Below are 16,527 nucleotides of genomic sequence, written 5' to 3'. Positions count from 1 at the left end.
GTGGTTTGATGATAGCCCGATGCCCTTAAGCCTGATAAAATCACCATTTTTCCGCAGTGTTTTGTAAAGGGCTATCCATGAGCAACAAGCAACCTTCCATAAGCTACAAAGATGCCGGCGTTGATATCGACGCAGGTGAAGCTTTAGTTGAACGCATTAAAAGCGTTTCCAAACGCACCTCGCGCCCTGAAGTTCTTGGTGGCTTAGGTGGCTTCGGCGCATTATGCGAAATCCCTGCAGGCTACCGCCAACCGGTACTGGTTTCAGGCACTGATGGTGTGGGCACCAAACTGCGCCTAGCCATGGACCTTGGCAAACATGACAGCATCGGTATCGATTTAGTCGCGATGTGCGTTAATGACCTCGTGGTTAGCGGTGCGGAGCCTTTATTTTTCCTTGACTACTATGCCACAGGCAAACTTAATGTGGATGTTGCTGCGCGGGTAGTGACGGGGATTGGCGAAGGCTGCGAGCAAGCAGGCTGCGCCCTAGTTGGTGGTGAAACCGCTGAGATGCCAGGCATGTATCAAGGCGAAGACTATGATCTGGCTGGCTTTTGTGTTGGTGTGGTAGAAAAATCTGACATTATTGATGGCAGTAAAGTACAGGCTGGTGATGTGATCATTGCCCTGCCTTCATCCGGCCCACACTCTAACGGCTACTCCTTAATTCGTAAAATTATTGAAGTCAGCCAAGCAGATATTAATCAGGTTGAACTAGAGGGCGAAAAGCTCACTGACCTGTTAATGGCGCCTACTCGGATTTACGTTAAACCTGTCCTTAAACTAATTAAAGAAACCTCAGCAGTGCATGCTATTTCCCACATCACTGGCGGTGGTTTACTGGAAAATATTCCACGGGTCTTACCTGAAAATGCCCAGGCAGTCATTGATATTGCCAGCTGGCAGCGCCCTGCAGTATTTGACTGGTTACAGGCCCAAGGCAACGTTGATGAAACCGAAATGCACCGTGTTCTAAACTGTGGTGTAGGGATGATTATCTGTGTGGCTGCAGATCAAGCAGAGACTGCGCTTGAGCACTTACGCGGTCAAGGCGAACAGCCTTGGATTATTGGTCAAATCAACCCAGCGGACGCCGATGCGCCACGCATTGTTTTAAACAACCTAAAGAAACACTAATGCCCACTCACTCACCTTGTCGGGTAGTGGTATTAATCTCAGGGTCTGGCAGTAATCTGCAGGCCCTGATTGATACCGCGCAACAACAACCCGATCTGTTCTCGATTGTCGCTGTGCTCAGTAATCGCAATGAGGCTTATGGCTTACAGCGCGCCCAGCAGGCACAGATTCCCACCCACACCCTGAACCACACCGCCTTTGCTGATCGCTTAAGCTTTGATCAGGCGCTGATCGACACCCTTGATCAGTATCAGCCAGATTTAGTGGTATTGGCTGGGTTTATGCGAATTTTAACTCCTGAGTTTACTCAGCATTACGCTGGACGCTTACTGAATATTCACCCTTCACTTCTGCCGAAATACAAAGGTCTGCATACTCACCAGCGCGCCTTGGACGCCCAAGACCGTGAACATGGCTGCAGCGTGCACTTTGTAACTGCTGAACTTGACGGTGGGCCAACAGTCATACAAGGTGTTTTAACAGTACAAGCTGAAGACACTGCTGAGTCATTAGCCCAGCGAGTGCATCAAATCGAACACCAAATTTACCCGCTCGCCGTGCAATGGTTTGCCCAGCAGCGCTTGGTGCTTACCGCCCAAGGCGCCAGCCTAGATGGCCAACTGTTACCTAGCAGCGGCAAACAATTATTCTATTAATCACTGGAGCATAAGTTATGCGTCGCCTATTGATTGGTTTAGCTTTTTCATTACTAAGCAGCGCCACCTTGGCTGCTGAACTTAAGCCCTTCCATGCCTCTTATACCGCTGACTTTAAACAACTGCCCTTTAGCGGCACCGCAGAGCGCTCCCTCAGTAAGCAAGCTGGGGACACTTGGCAACTAAGCTTTCAGGCCGCAATGATGGTGGCCAGTCTAAAAGAAAGCAGTACTCTTAAGCAAACCAACAATCAGCTAGTGCCATTGAGTTATGAATATAGCCGCAGCGGTTTAGGTAAAAGCAAAAAGATTAAGCAGTCATTTGACTGGAGCGCCAAAACCGTGACCGGCTCAGAAAAAGGCAAAGCCATTAGCCTGCCCCTAACGCCCGGCTTACTCGATAAATCCACCTACCAACTGGCTCTGCAAGAAGATGTGGCGGCAGGGAAAAAAAGTATGCGTTATCGCGTAGTGGATGGCGATGATATTGATACTTACGAGTTTCGTGTGGTTGGCAGCGAATCAGTCAAAACTAAAGCCGGTCGCATTGAGGCTATTAAAGTCGAGCGAGTACGCGATCCTAACCAAAGTAAACGCGAAACCCAATTATGGTTTGCCAAAGACTGGGACTATTTATTAGTTAGCCTACGCCAAGTAGAAAAAGATGGTAAAGAATATCAAATCGTCTTAGAGCAAGCCGAAGTTGCTGGCAAGCCAGTAAAAGGTCGCTAGGGAGAACAACAGCTACTAGAACTGCAAGCGGCGAGTTTTCGCCGCTTACTGGCGCTCTTACAACAACGTACCGATGTACAAAACATTGAGCTGATGAACCTTGCCGGTTTTTGCCGTAACTGCTTTGCCAAATGGTATGTTGAAGCGGCGGCTCAACAAGGTATTGCACTGGATTTAGAACAAGCGCGAGAAATGGTGTATGGCATGCCCTACGCCGAATGGAAAGCTCAGTATCAGTTACCAGCCACTGCTGAACAACTGGCTATTTTTGCTAAAAACAACTCTTAATCAATCTATGCCAACACCAATCAATCTATGCCAACACCACTTGATCAATTTATTCAGGCACTGCAGCAGCCTAGCCACCGCTTTGCCGACACCTTAGCCTTTATCGCTCAGCATTATCATTATCACCCCTGCTCCTTTAGTAATGGGCCGCTGCATAATGCGGCTGGCGAAAACCAAGGCTCTTGCAAGATTTTCTCCTTAGCCCTACTTGAGCAGCTAAGCCAAGAACAGGCACTGCAAGCCTTTGGCGAGCACTACCAGCAGGTATTGGCCACCCCCAATGGGCAAGACCATCAAAATATCCGGCAATTTATGCTCAGTGGTTTTGCTGGTCTAAACTTTTCCCAGCCTGCCCTCAGTCGCCGCTAAATCGCCTCTTTCTCGCCTTGTAAGCTAGACGCTTAAAGTCTAGACAAAAAAATAGCCGATCAAGTGATCGGCTATTTTTTATCTCGCAAAAGACAGTTTAGTCTTCGCGGTAACGACGCAGTTTTAGCGCTTTACCAGCAACTCGGGTGTCTTTTAACTTACCTAAGATGCGCTCTAGGCCATCTTCTGGCAGCTCAATCAAGCTGAACGTATCACGAATCTGAATCCGACCAATCGCCTCACGGGCCAGTCCGCCTTCATTCAAAATCGCGCCTAACAGGTTACGCGCAGCAATGCCATCGCGGGTACCTAAAGCAGTACGGCAACGTACTCGACCTTCAGCTGTTGGTAAATGTGGACGACGCTCGCGGCGCTCACCACGGCTTGAACGATCACCACGATCACCACGATCACCGCGCTCGCCTCGGTCACGGCGCTCACCACGGGCGGCAACTGGAATCACCGGCTGCTCTTTTTCTACGCCTTTTAAGGTAAAGGCTTGGCCTTCAGTGGCTTTAGCTAATAAAGCACCGGCTAATTGCTCAATGCTACAACCTAAATCCTGGGTCAGCTGAGTCAGCAGGAAGTTCTGCTCATCACTAATTGACTCTAAACGCGGTGCCAAGTCTTGCTGCAGGCGACGAATACGTGCCTGTAAAACAGTTTTCGCATCGGGCAAGGTCATTTCGGCTACTTTTTGTCGGGTCACACGCTCAATCACTTGCAGCATACGACGCTCACGTGGCGTGACTAACAACAATGCACGCCCCTCGCGACCGGCACGACCGGTACGGCCAATACGGTGCACGTAGGACTCTGGATCGTAAGGCATATCTACGTTAAATACGTGAGTAATACGCGGCACATCCAGGCCACGGGCAGCTACGTCAGTGGCGACTACAATGTTTAAGCGGCCATCTTTTAACGAGTCAATCACTCGCTCGCGCTGATTTTGCGCAATGTCACCGTTAAGTGCTGCCACTTTATGGCCCTTAGCTTCTAAAGCCGAGGCTAAATCTAAAGTCGCCTGCTTGGTGCGTACGAAGGCAATCACTGCATCAAAGTCTTCAACTTCTAGCAAACGCAGCACGGCATTAATTTTCTGATCCGCATGCACCATTAAGTGGGCTTGCTCGATCCGCGCAACCGTTTGGGTTTTGCTGGCAATTTGCACATGTTGCGGATTACGCAGGTGCTTTTCGGCGATGCCACGAATTGAGCTAGGCAAAGTAGCTGAGAACAATACCGTTTGACGCTCAGCCGGCATGGCATTAAAGATTACCTCTAAGTCATCCATAAAGCCGAGCTTTAACATTTCATCGGCCTCATCAAGCACTAGGTGCTTAATGGTTCCAAGTAATTTGTCATTACGTCCAAGGTGGTCAACTAAGCGACCAGGGGTTGCCACAATAATTTGTGCACCACGACGAATCGCCCCAAGCTGCGGGCCCATAGGCGCACCACCATAAATGGCTACGACGTTGACGCCAGGCAATTGCTTAGAAAAGCTTTCAAACGCAGTAGCAACCTGCAGCGCTAGCTCACGGGTCGGCGCCAACACTAAAACTTGTGGTTCGCGGCGGCTAGGATCAATTTTTGATAAAATCGGCAAGGCAAAGGCTGCGGTTTTACCGGTACCGGTTTGCGCCTGACCAATCATATCGTGGCCAGCAATAATCAACGGAATTGATTGTGCCTGAATAGGGGAAGGTTCTTCGTAGCCAACTGCAGTAATAGCTGCAACAACAGAAGGATGAATGCCGAGTGCGGAAAAACCGCCGGTTTCTTGGGTCATGGATATGCCTCGTGTGCATTCGCAAAAACCCATAAACGAGGCTGCGCACTCCGTGAAAGATTCATCAAGAATCACCCAGGCAGCTTATCGGCGAGTGTTTGCAAAACGCGGTAAATGAAATGGTAAAACGTTAAGGACGCTAGTCACTGTAATACGTGCTAAGCGAAGCAGTCGAAGATGCTCTTCGAAGAAATGCAACCTGAACGAAGGCTCTTTATTAGAGCGGCGCGAAGTATAGCGCATTTATTCTAATAAGTCAGGTGTTTTTTCTGTTTCACCCAAGAGTCCTTGGCTGAAGCGCTGCGCAGGCCAGCTAAAAATTCGTGCTGGACTGCTACATTTTGTCCAACTAGAAAAAATTATGCGCCTTCTGCGGCTAAAGTCTATAAAATGTCGATTTTTTTGCACACGATAAAATTAGGTCTTGTTATGGAACATCCGTTACACCCTACTGATACACCAGAGCAACTGGATAATAAAATCGTTCGCGGTTTAATCATTTGCGCCCTTGCGGTGCTTGCCTCTTGGGCGACTTATCGCTTTCTGCCGTTTGACGACGCAGCCAATAAAGGGCTGGCTCTTTTAGTTCTGATTGCCATTTTATGGCTCACTGAAGCTATCCATGTCACCATTACTGCGCTGTTGATTCCTGTCACCGCTGTGCTAATGGGCATTCCGGATATGGATACCAAGCAAGCTTTAAGCGCTTTTGCTGATCCGATTATTTTCTTATTCTTTGGTGGCTTTGCCCTTGCCTCTGCCTTACATGTGCAAAAGCTAGATAAGAAAATCGCCTTTTGGTTAATTTCTTTGTCAGGTTCACACTTAGGCATTACCGCACTCTTTATGTTTGCTGTGACAGCGCTCTTATCCATGTGGATCAGTAATACCGCCACCGCTGCCATGATGCTGCCTTTAGCCATGGGGATTATGAGTCACCTCGATGCTAAAAACGAACGCTCGACCTTCTTATTTATTCTCTTAGGTATTGCCTACTCGGCCAGTATTGGTGGGCTAGGTACTTTAGTTGGCTCACCGCCGAACGCGATTGCCGCCAAAGCCTTGGATTTAGATTTCAGCCAGTGGATGAGTTATGGCCTACCCTTAGTGGGAGTACTGATGCCGGTCATGATGCTGGCTTTATTTTTAGTTTTTCGGCCGAACCTAAACCGTAAAATCGAAGTAAAAACCGAGAGCATTCCTTGGACCACTTCGCGCGTGATTGCGATGACTATTTTCTTGATCACCGCTGCCGCTTGGATTTTTGGCTCGTGGATTAAAAGCACCTTTAATATTGCCAGCCCCGACACCTTTGTAGCACTCTGCGCAGCGATTGCGGTGGTGGTATTTGGCGTTTCGAACTGGCGACAAATCTCCGACAATACCGACTGGGGCGTACTCTTTCTATTTGGTGGTGGCTTAACCCTCAGCGCGATTTTACGTAGCTCAGGTGCCTCAGCCGTACTAGGTGATCAAGTAGCGCACTTTTTTGGCAGCGCCAGCCCGCTGGTTATTATTATCGCAGTGACCACCTTTATTATTATTCTGACCGAGTTCACCAGTAATACAGCTTCCGCTGCACTATTAGTGCCAGTATTTGCTGGCATTGCTGAAAAAATGGGCATGCCGGCTTCGGTGCTAGTGATGATGATCGGTATTGGTGCTTCCTGTGCCTTTATGTTGCCGGTAGCGACTCCACCGAATGCGATTGTGTTTGGTACCGGCGTGATCAAACAAAGCGATATGCTCAAAGCCGGTGGCTTATTAAATATCCTGTGTATTGTGATTCTCTCAGCTTGGGGTTACTTGTTTTTAATGTAACGGCAAATAGCACTCGGCTTCTGAGTTTGCCACTTGAAGCCGAGTCTTCACCTTCAGCCGCACGTCTCCCCAGCAATAATTTTTTAGTGAGCACTGACTTCAGATTCACTATTTTCTGCTAGGCTTAAGTCCCCTTTAATCCCTAGGAAGATTCCATGTCCTTAACCATTGCTCTGTATCTTATTGCAGGCTTTATCTTATTAGTGATCGGCGCCGAAGTGCTGGTGCGTGGCGCAGCGCGCCTGGCGGCCGGCTTTGGTATTTCCCCTCTTATTGTGGGACTGACGGTGGTAGCCTTTGGCACCAGCGCCCCAGAAATGGCCGTTAGTACCCAATCAGCGTTTAATGCCCAAGGCGATATTGCCATTGGTAACGTAGTGGGCAGCAATCTGTTTAACGTCCTGCTGATTCTTGGGCTGTGCGCCGTGATTGCCCCTTTAGTGGTTTCTAAGCGTTTAGTCATAGTGGATGTGCCACTGATGATTTTAGCCAGTTTACTGGCGTGGTTTTTGGGCTTTGATGGCCAATACGATCGCTTAGACGGCGCCATCTTGTTCGGCTGTATTGTGGCCTATACCGGTTACCTGGTCGTGAGCAGTATTCGGGCAAAACAACGGGGCGAAGCGGTTGAGGTGGATGACGAGTACCTTGATGGCAGCAGCGGCAAATTCACTACGTTAAAGCACCTGGCCTTTATTATTGTTGGCCTAGTGATGCTAGTGGGCGGCTCGACTTTATTGGTCAACGGCTCGGTGAGCCTAGCGAAAGCCTTAGGTATGTCTGAACTAGTGATTGGTTTAACCATTGTTGCCGTAGGTACTTCCCTGCCTGAGCTTGCCACTTCGCTAATCGCCGCGATTAAAGGCGAGCGTGACATGGCGGTGGGTAATATTGTCGGCAGTAACCTGTTTAACCTGCTGGCAGTTTTAGGCTTAGCCGGTTTGGTCTCACCGATTCCAATTAACATTTCACCCGCAGCGATTGCCTTTGATTACCCGGTGATGATTGTAGTGGCTGCGGCTTGCTTACCGATTTTTTATACTGGCTGGAAAATTAGTCGCTGGGAAGGCCTGCTGTTTTTAGGTTATTACGCCGCCTATACCTGCTACTTGATTTTTAATGCCCAAGGTAATCCGGCCGCACATTCCTTACTGGAGATCACTCTGTGGTATCTGGCACCCCTCACCTTAGCTATTTTGCTATTCACCAGTGTTCGGGCGTGGCGCTTACAAGCTTAAGCATTAATCCTCAGCAAACAAAAAATCCCCAGGCCTAATTGACCTGGGGATTTTTCATTCATGCATCACTTAGCTTGCTGTAAGCAAAAGACTTATGCCTACTACATCGCTGCTTTAAAGATCGCGGCCACCTCTTGATCATTTAACTTGCGCGGGTTAGTCACCGCACACACATCCAATTGCGCGTGCTTCACCATTTCTTCAATATCTGACTCCTTCACCCCCAACTCACTCAGGGTTGCAGGAATCCCTACATCTTCTGACAAGCAACGAATCGCTACAATTGCCATTTCAGCAGCTTCACGCAACGGCAGGCCATACACATTTTCGCCTAAGGCTTCGGCAATGTCCGCATAACGCGCCTGGGCTGCCATCAAGTTAGCTTCACAGACATGCGGTAATAACAACGCATTACATACGCCATGTGGCAAGTTATACATACCGCCCAACTGATGCGACATCGCATGCACATGTCCAAGCCCAGCATTATTAAAGGCCATGCCTGCCAAATACTGAGCATAAGCCATGCGGTCCCGTGCCTCTAAATCATCACCACGGGCCACAGCCACTCGCAGATATTGCGCAATCAAACGCATCGCTTGTAATGCACAAGCATCGGTAATTGGATTAGCCCCCGTTGACACATAAGCTTCTACCGCATGGGTTAAGGCATCCATCCCGGTGGCAGCGGTGAGTGAAGGCGGCATATTGACCATTAAGGCCGGGTCATTAATTGCCAAATCAGGCGTCACGCGCCAATCCACAATAGCCATTTTGACGTGATTAGAGGTATTGGTAATTACCGTAAAGCGGGTGATTTCACTGGCGGTTCCCGCAGTTGTATTAATCGCAATAAATGGCGGTAAGTTTTTTTGGGCTACGTCCACGCCTTGATAATCAGCAATAACCCCACCATTGGCCACCACTAATCCAACGCCTTTACAACAGTCGTGGGAGCTACCGCCGCCTAAAGAAATCAACATATCGCACTGATTAGCTTGATACGCCTTTGCGCCCTGCTCGACGTTTTCATCGGTTGGGTTGGGCACGGTCTCATCAAATACACTGTAACTAATACCAGCAGCCTCTAATAAATCAGTTACTTGCTTGGTATAACCTAATTGCGTCATTCCTTTATCCGTCACAATTAACGGTTTTTTTCCACCTAAAGATGTCACTCGATCAGGCAGCTCATTTAGAACGTTCGCTCCAAATAAGGAAACAACTGGCATAAAAAAGCTTGCAGTACTCATAGTTTCGATCTCCTAGATGATTTACTTTGATACCCCTATAGGTATAAAAGTGCAGTCTACTCTGTTTAGCAGAGCAGACCCTGATCTTAAGCAAAAAACCATTAAACAAAGATTAAACATTAGTGATAGATGTAGATACCCGTACCGCCTACGATGCGCTACAAGACTCGGTCTTGTGGGTGGCGAATACACCTGCTCCCCACACAACCAAAACTTAAAAATATTGAACGTACTTAGGCTAACTTCTTCGCCAAGCGAGATGTAGTGATCAATTCACTGCAGATATTTTATTAAATTCTTTTTCTGCTGCAGCTAATTCACGATTAAAATTACACGGTCGTTTTGCCGTGCTGCCCTTTTGCCCTTGGGGCCGGGGCCTTTGCGTTGAGTTTTTGGCTCCGCAGCCTTTTGGGTTGACTACATTTTTCTTGACTAGGACAGCTGTATGGCTTAATTTTAACGCCAACACGGCCCCTCTCGGTTGACTCTGCTTAGGCAGGTGAAACTGCTGAGGGGTTTTTTATTGCCCGCATTTCCCAGACTTGTTGCCACTTATCTGGAGCTCCCATACTTCTGTGGTTGATGTTTAGATCAGGCATTACGGGAAAGCTTTGTAGGTGTGCCTGCATGCGCACTGACCAACTGGATCGGGGATTGACTACGTCCAAGACCTGCTGCGTGATCTTAAGCAGTAAAAAACAACGTGCTCTTGCATGTTCGTTACCTTCAAAGAAGGCAATCCAAGGTAACTCTTGACTGGAAGGCAGCTTAGGTTGGTCCACTATATTCCGATTCCATAGCCTGCTGTGGTGAGCACAAATATTTCTCAAATAGTTCAGACAGCGTAGCCAAGTTGCAAAGATGCGGCCATTGCTAAGCCCGTAACGATTGGCAATTTCGTCCTGATCTTTCTCTTGCATGCCATTGAATAATGTCGACAGGCTGCCAAAATCCCAAAGCTCACAGGCCACCCAGATGGCTAGAGGCAAACCGTACTTTTGCTTGTTGTGACGCACAAAGTCTTCTTTGGAACGATTAATCAATTGTGCATGTTTACTAAGCCAAGAGTGGTGCGCTGTAAGCCCATTTTTTGGATCTAGCTTAGTGCTGAATGTTGCATGAAATAAGTTGGGATTTAAGTAGGCGAACGGATCTTTTTTCCCTAGCAGATGCGAAATATCTACGCGCAGAGCAATTTCGATTCTCTCTAACGCATCCAGTGCCAACAGTCGCAGTTGCTTGTCGAACACGTAAAGGTCTAGCGCGTGCTGAAAGTGGGCACCCGCTTGAAATTCATCCAGTACCAAACAACAAACTTTGCCACTTCTGCCTTTATTATCCAGTAGACACAGAGCACCGCTACGCTCACGGAACGGATACCAATAGCCACTCAGACGGTAGTAACCAATGCGTTCCAGATAGTCGAGTGCGCGTGGCTTGTCGGTAACTTCTAGCCCACGTGCAATCAGCTGATCCAATTGTTCAGTAAAACTTATCCAAGGTTTTGTGTATTGCATTTTCCGAGGCTTGATGATGTTGTCTAGGAGCTGAGCTATTTGGTTTCTACTTTATGCCTACAGCAGCAACAAAATAACTCTATATATTGTATGCCAATACAAAATAAGCACAATATATTGTGCCACCTACAGTGAGTCAAGCAGAAAAGCCTATGCTGAATTCTTGACTATTCTGAACACTTTATCGTCCGCGACGTGGACGGTTTGTCTACCTATCTGAAAAAAGTATTTAACGTTTAAGCGCTAGCAGTTTTTACAGAAATCCTTTTTTCTGCCTTTTACCTATGGCAAGCAACCCTCGGGCTAGTGGATGTCAAGAGGCCTAGCATTAATTACCAAGGCTTTTCTGCTATGATAAGGCCACTTTTTTGTTATTAATAAACCCAGTAAGAGCACCGTTATGAGCAGCGAAAAAACCAATCAATCGTGGGGTGGCCGCTTTAGTGAGCCCGTGGATGCCTTTGTAGCCCGCTTTACCGCATCGGTCGACTTTGATCAGCGCCTGTATAAGCACGACATTATGGGCTCTCTTGCCCACGCCAAAATGCTGACTAAGGTCGGCGTGCTCACGGCCGAGGAATGCCAAGCCATTACTGATGGGCTGCAGGCGATTTTGCAAGAAATTGAAGCCGGCGAATTTGAATGGCGGGTTGATTTAGAAGACGTGCACATGAACATTGAAGCACGCCTAACGGATCGGATTGGCATTACCGGTAAAAAACTACACACCGGACGCAGCCGTAATGACCAAGTGGCAACGGATATTCGCCTATGGTTACGTGATGAAATTGACGCGATTTTAGCTGAAATCACTCGCTTGCAAGAAGGCTTGCTGGGCTTAGCCGAAGCTGAAGCCGATACTATTATGCCAGGCTTTACCCACCTTCAAACCGCCCAGCCTGTCACTTTTGGCCACCATTTAATGGCGTGGTTTGAAATGCTCTCGCGAGATTATGAGCGTTTAGTTGATTGCCGCAAACGCACCAACCGCATGCCCTTAGGCAGCGCGGCCTTAGCCGGCACCACCTACCCGATTGATCGCACCATTACTTGCGAGCTGCTAGGTTTTGAGGCAATCTCGGGTAACTCATTGGATGGCGTATCTGATCGTGACTTTGCCATTGAGTTTTGCTCAGCAGCAAGCCTTGCGATGATGCACCTTTCACGCTTTTCAGAGGAATTGGTGATGTGGGCTTCAGCGCAGTTTCGCTTTATTGACCTACCCGATCGCTTCTGCACTGGTAGCTCAATTATGCCGCAAAAGAAAAACCCCGATGTACCTGAGTTAGTGCGCGGTAAATCAGGCCGTGTCTTTGGTGCACTAATGGGCTTACTCACCTTGATGAAAGGTCAACCATTGGCCTATAACAAAGACAACCAAGAAGACAAAGAACCACTCTTTGATGCAGCAGACACCCTGCGCGACAGCCTACGTGCCTTTGCCGATATGGTGCCTGCGATTAAGCCTAAACGTGAATTTATGCGCGAAGCGGCCATTCGTGGTTTCTCCACTGCAACGGATTTGGCCGACTACTTAGTGGGTAAAGGTTTGCCCTTCCGTGATTGCCATGAAATTGTTGGCTTAGCGGTGCGTTATGGGGTTGAGCAAGAAAAAGACTTAGCCGAAATGTCGTTAGATGAGTTGCGCCAATTTAGCGATAAAATTACCGATGACGTATTTGAAGTACTGACCTTAGAAGGCTCAGTGAATGCGCGTAACCACATTGGTGGTACAGCACCGGCACAAGTACGCCAAGCTGTCCAGCGCGGACGCGAGCTGTTGAGCCAACGCAACTAATCAAGCCGCAAGCTTGTTACTTAACTTTCTACGCGGAATGCAGTCCATTGACTTACTGCATTCTGCCCTAGGAGCATCATGATGACTGAGAAATCTAGAGACACCCGTTTTCAAGTATCTGCTGATCGTCACTCTGGCAGCCGCCGAGTACGTTACGTGGAAACCAGCCAAATGAGCGATGGTGAATGCCTATTGTGTCAAATGGATGAAGGCGGTGTTCCGGTAGAATCAGCCTCTCCCCAGGAGTCCCCCGTGTCTGATAGCCCCACCCCTGCCATTGATGAGCAAGATGAAGACAGCTTTGTAGAAAATGAGCTGGCACAAAGTATCGAAAATCAATTGGCCGCCAATAACCCCGAGTTTGTTACTGCGGTATACAACAAGCTGACATTGGTCGAAACACCACGCGATGAAATTATCGCGCTAATGGCCCAAGTGTTAGCTTGGGAAATTTCCGCGATGCTGGAACAAGACCGTCCATTTGATTTAGTTCGCTATGAGCAAGGCTTACGCGCGTTACCTAGCCTACCCGAAGAGGACTAAATCAGCCGCTCGAACTTTTAAGCATTCAATCGCTCTATAACCTCATCGAATTAATGAGGTTATAGACTATGCAAAAACCTGCTATTACTGCCTACTTACTCAGCTCATTGCTAGCTATTGGTGGCTTAGGCATCAGCAGCCACGCCTTGGCTGATCCACCTTGGCATGCTCACGCCCATGGTAAAGCACACAAACATGAGCATAAAGCTGCTCACAAAGATAAGCATAAATACAAACACAAGCATAAACGTTATAAACACAAACCATCTAAGCACCATCAGCCCTATGCATCTATTGAGCAGCTGAATCGGGCCGCGATCTTGCAGTTACTCTTAGGGCAACCCATACACCAGCCTTACAGCAGTTTGCCACCTGGTATTCAAAAACAGTTAGCGCGCGGTAAGCCCTTACCTCCAGGGCACGCCAAAAAGCTTACACCTGCCTTATACCAGCAGCTCCCTCACTATCAGGGCTATGAGTGGCAACAAGTAGGCAATAATGTAGTGCTGGTCGCTGCAGCCACGGGCTTAATCTACGAAATTTTCCAAAACGTGTTTAACTAATTGCCACTTCTTGCCACTTCCTACTGCTTGCCCGGTTTCTTTAACTGCGCGCAGTAATCTTGAGCCGGCGCAGCAGGTGTGATCCATAGGTAATCAGCCTGCTGCAGGCTCAATGGCGCAGCTCCCTGCTCAACCAAGATCAGCACCTTAAGTTGAGTAGGCTCGGCAGCAGCTGGAGCTAAATCTTTTAAATGTAAAGGCACACCTAAATCTTTACGTACGTGATAGCTTCCTGCAAGTAAAAGGCTCGGGGTAGCTGCCGCCAAACTCACTTCAGCCATTAAACGATCACGCTGTTGTTGCACCGCTAACATCTTAGGCAGCTGAGCGCTCGGTAATTGCTGGCAGTGCGCTTGCGCTATCTGTTGCTGTAATTGCTGCTGCACCTCTGCCGCATTAGAGTGCACACCTGCCAATAATGGAGGCTGTTGATAGATTGCCAGCAGCTGCTCACGGGAAAAGTTAGCCGCCTTAATTGGCGCTGGTTGTGCGACGAGGTAATGGATCAATTCGGCATATTGCTCCCAGTCCCAGCCTCGCCACTGAAGCGCCTGGGCTAAGTCGGCTACCTGCTTGCCCTGAGCCAAACGTTGTTGTACTGCAGTAACCAAGGGCTGTTGCTCCTGGTGCAACATCTCCAGCACCACACTGCCCGTTGGTCGCTGGGCTGCTACTGCTTGCAATAACCATAGCTGCGCTTGATGCTGTGCAAGGTTATCGTGCTTTTCACCGATTAATACCCTAGGCACCTTAGCCAACTGCTGCACCAGTGCCTCAGCGGTTAATAATTCGCCGCTGGCAAGATCTATAATAGCTCCCACACTATGGGGTGAAGTAACGCCGGTACTTGGCTGCCAGCTGGGTAAAGGTGGCGCCGATAGAGGCTGTGTAGTTAATTGGCAAGCCACTAAAACTAGGCTTAACCCGAGTATCAGTAAACCTTTCATTAAGCACCTCTAACGACTAATCACCACTGGATGTCCACGTTCAGGATGGGGTTGTACCAACACCTCTAAACCAAACACTTGCTCCACTCGCTGGGCAGTTAATACCTCAGCTGGCGAACCCTGAATGACTATCTGGCCCTGATCCAGTAGCAGCAGTTGGTCACAATAACGAGCGGCTAAGTTCAGATCGTGCAAGATCACCAGCACCGCACCGCCTTGCTCAGCAAACGCGCGAACGGCTTGCAAGGTGCTGTGTTGGTGCAAGGGATCAAGCATTGAGGTTGGCTCATCCAACAATAAGACCTGCCGTCCAGCAACGGGCATTAGTTGCGCTAAGACCCGTGCTAAATGCACCCGCTGCCGCTCCCCACCTGATAACTGCAAGTAATTACGCTCAGCTAAATGGGTGGCATCCACTTGGTGCAATACCTGCTCGATAATCTGTTGATCAACTGCTTGCCCTGTGGTGTAGGGCAAACGTCCCATAGCCACTACTTGCTGCACCGTAAAGCCAAAATTAAGCGTTGAGGTTTGCGGTAATACGGCCAAATGCTGCGCCCGTTGTTGATTATCCCAGTCGGCTAATGGGCTAGCTGCAAACATCACTTCGCCCTGAGTGGGTGTTAACTCACCACACAAGGCGGCTAACAAAGTGCTTTTGCCTGCGCCGTTAGAACCCAGTACACCTGTTATCTGCCCTGAAACTAAGCTCAGATTAATATCGTGCAAAATAGTCTTGCTACCGCGCTTCACCTCTAGCTGCTTGGCACTTAGCATCAGATTCGACTCCGCAGTAATAGATATAAAAAGAAGGGTGCACCAATTAAGGCCGTCACTATGCCAATTGGTAACTCAGCGGGCGCTAAAGCCAAACGCGCAATTAAATCGGCCAGCAATAATAAACTTGCCCCAGCTAAGGCACTGGCTGGCAATAATAGGCGATGATCAGGCCCGACAATTAAGCGCAATAAATGCGGCACCACTAAACCAATAAAGCCAATCATGCCAGCTGCTGCCACCGCAGCCCCTACCCCCAGCGCGGTGATAAAGACCAGCTCACGTTTAAGCTGTTCAGTATTAATCCCTAGGTGTCTGGCTTCAGACTCGCCTAACAGTAAGGCATTTAATGCTTTGGCACGGCGTGGTAACCATAACGCCACACCTATTGTAATGATGAGCAGCGGCCATAATCTGACGTAACTCGCTCCATTTAAGCTGCCTAAATTCCAGAAAGTTAAACTACGTAAGGTGGCGTCATCGGCTAAATAAGTGAATAAGCCAATCAATGCACCCGCCAAAGCAGCCAACGCAATTCCGGCTAATAACATGGTGGCCACATGGGTTTGTCCATCACGCCGCCCCAACCGATACACCATCGCGGTGATCACCAATCCACCAGTGAGAGCACAAATGGATAACACATAAGGCTGCCATAACAGTGGAATATCTACCGAAACTAAGGTGGTGCCAACAATTGCTACCGCCGCACCTAAGGCCGCGCCACTGGATACGCCAATCAAACCCGGATCGGCTAAAGGATTACGAAATAAACCCTGCATTGCCACCCCCGATAAAGCGAGCACCGCACCCACCGCCAGCCCTAATAACGTACGTGGCAAACGAATTTGGCCAATAATTAAGTTGGCTTGCTGCTGCGCTGCATCGGCTTCAGCATAAATACCTAGCAAGTAACCAAGACTTTTTAATACATGCTCAAAGGCCAAACTCACCGGACCTAAAGCCAGTGATAGCAAAAACACGATCAGCAATAACCCAGTTAAGCCAATGAAGATTCCTCGATCACGAATCATGCTTGTTTATCCATAGTGCAACTCAACCTTACGCCTAGTGCGAGTGGAGGGAATTAAC

The 16,527-nt window shown here is 48.6% G+C and carries 16 protein-coding genes; 10 read left to right on the top strand and 6 right to left on the bottom strand.

Annotated elements, in window-relative coordinates:
- Positions 1–77: 77 nt before the first annotated feature.
- The 5 genes from purM to AKN87_RS00870 are packed head-to-tail and all read left to right on the top strand — an operon-like array spanning position 78 to position 3,183.
- The gene (gene purM, locus AKN87_RS00890; protein WP_053102195.1) at positions 78–1,139 is read left to right on the top strand and encodes a phosphoribosylformylglycinamidine cyclo-ligase; all 1,062 of its coding nucleotides are present in this window, start codon (positions 78–80) and stop codon (positions 1,137–1,139) included.
- A complete protein-coding gene (gene purN / locus AKN87_RS00885) occupies positions 1,139–1,795 on the top strand; it encodes a phosphoribosylglycinamide formyltransferase (protein WP_053101615.1) in 657 nt (218 codons plus the stop codon). The genes purM and purN overlap by 1 nt, the downstream gene beginning before the upstream one ends.
- Positions 1,796–1,812: 17 nt before the next feature.
- Entirely contained in the window at positions 1,813–2,526 is a 714-nt protein-coding gene (locus AKN87_RS00880) for a DUF3108 domain-containing protein (protein WP_053102194.1), read from the top strand.
- A 21-nt stretch (positions 2,527–2,547) separates the two neighbouring features.
- The gene (locus tag AKN87_RS00875) at positions 2,548–2,814 is read left to right on the top strand and encodes a DUF1244 domain-containing protein (RefSeq protein WP_053102193.1); all 267 of its coding nucleotides are present in this window, start codon (positions 2,548–2,550) and stop codon (positions 2,812–2,814) included.
- Between the two features lie 27 nt (positions 2,815–2,841).
- The gene (locus AKN87_RS00870) at positions 2,842–3,183 is read left to right on the top strand and encodes a HopJ type III effector protein (RefSeq protein ID WP_053101610.1); all 342 of its coding nucleotides are present in this window, start codon (positions 2,842–2,844) and stop codon (positions 3,181–3,183) included.
- Positions 3,184–3,280: 97 nt separating this feature from the next.
- Here the strand turns inward: AKN87_RS00870 and AKN87_RS00865 are convergent, their stop codons facing one another.
- A complete protein-coding gene (locus tag AKN87_RS00865) occupies positions 3,281–4,978 on the bottom strand; it encodes a DEAD/DEAH box helicase (RefSeq protein ID WP_053102192.1) in 1,698 nt (565 codons plus the stop codon).
- Between the two features lie 429 nt (positions 4,979–5,407).
- On the opposite strand from AKN87_RS00865, the gene AKN87_RS00860 reads away from it, so the two are divergent.
- Positions 5,408–6,799 carry an SLC13 family permease gene (locus AKN87_RS00860; RefSeq protein ID WP_053101608.1) on the top strand — a complete coding sequence of 464 codons (1,392 nt, stop codon included), beginning with the start codon at positions 5,408–5,410 and terminating at the stop codon, positions 6,797–6,799.
- Between the two features lie 155 nt (positions 6,800–6,954).
- The gene (locus tag AKN87_RS00855; RefSeq protein ID WP_053101607.1) at positions 6,955–8,037 is read left to right on the top strand and encodes a calcium/sodium antiporter; all 1,083 of its coding nucleotides are present in this window, start codon (positions 6,955–6,957) and stop codon (positions 8,035–8,037) included.
- A gap of 101 nt (positions 8,038–8,138) precedes the next feature.
- On the opposite strand, the gene AKN87_RS00850 is transcribed toward AKN87_RS00855, so the two are convergent.
- Together AKN87_RS00850 and AKN87_RS00845 are read right to left on the bottom strand one after the other, a co-directional pair.
- Complete coding sequence (locus AKN87_RS00850; protein ID WP_053102191.1) at positions 8,139–9,290, bottom strand: iron-containing alcohol dehydrogenase; 1,152 nt, start codon at positions 9,288–9,290, stop codon at positions 8,139–8,141.
- A 491-nt stretch (positions 9,291–9,781) separates the two neighbouring features.
- On the bottom strand, positions 9,782–10,807 hold the full coding sequence (locus AKN87_RS00845) for an Abi family protein (protein WP_053102190.1): 1,026 nt from the start codon (positions 10,805–10,807) through the stop codon (positions 9,782–9,784).
- Positions 10,808–11,207: 400 nt separating this feature from the next.
- Between AKN87_RS00845 and argH the strand changes: the two genes are divergently transcribed.
- From argH to AKN87_RS00830, 3 genes are all read left to right on the top strand, one after another.
- On the top strand, positions 11,208–12,605 hold the full coding sequence (gene argH / locus AKN87_RS00840; protein WP_053102189.1) for an argininosuccinate lyase: 1,398 nt from the start codon (positions 11,208–11,210) through the stop codon (positions 12,603–12,605).
- 78 nt (positions 12,606–12,683) lie between these two features.
- On the top strand, positions 12,684–13,148 hold the full coding sequence (locus AKN87_RS12335; protein WP_231692564.1) for a hypothetical protein: 465 nt from the start codon (positions 12,684–12,686) through the stop codon (positions 13,146–13,148).
- Between the two features lie 68 nt (positions 13,149–13,216).
- Entirely contained in the window at positions 13,217–13,711 is a 495-nt protein-coding gene (locus tag AKN87_RS00830) for an anti-virulence regulator CigR family protein (RefSeq protein ID WP_053101603.1), read from the top strand.
- Positions 13,712–13,731: 20 nt separating this feature from the next.
- On the opposite strand, the gene AKN87_RS00825 is transcribed toward AKN87_RS00830, so the two are convergent.
- From AKN87_RS00825 to AKN87_RS00815, 3 genes are read right to left on the bottom strand one after another with little or no spacing between them, the layout of a single operon-like run.
- Positions 13,732–14,658: a ChaN family lipoprotein gene (locus AKN87_RS00825; RefSeq protein ID WP_053102188.1), complete on the bottom strand. Its 927-nt coding sequence runs from the start codon at positions 14,656–14,658 to the stop codon at positions 13,732–13,734.
- A 9-nt stretch (positions 14,659–14,667) separates the two neighbouring features.
- Positions 14,668–15,435 carry a heme ABC transporter ATP-binding protein gene (locus tag AKN87_RS00820; protein WP_053102187.1) on the bottom strand — a complete coding sequence of 256 codons (768 nt, stop codon included), beginning with the start codon at positions 15,433–15,435 and terminating at the stop codon, positions 14,668–14,670.
- Positions 15,435–16,469, bottom strand: coding sequence for a FecCD family ABC transporter permease (locus AKN87_RS00815; protein WP_053102186.1), 1,035 nt, complete (start codon positions 16,467–16,469; stop codon positions 15,435–15,437). Before AKN87_RS00815 ends, AKN87_RS00820 begins: the two co-directional genes overlap by 1 nt.
- Between the last annotated feature and the right edge of the window lie 58 nt (positions 16,470–16,527).

This window comes from Thiopseudomonas alkaliphila, from assembly GCF_001267175.1.
Classification (GTDB): domain Bacteria; phylum Pseudomonadota; class Gammaproteobacteria; order Pseudomonadales; family Pseudomonadaceae; genus Oblitimonas; species Oblitimonas alkaliphila.
The sequence above is the reverse complement of the archived record's forward strand: the minus strand, read 5'-3'. Positions and strand labels throughout refer to the sequence as shown.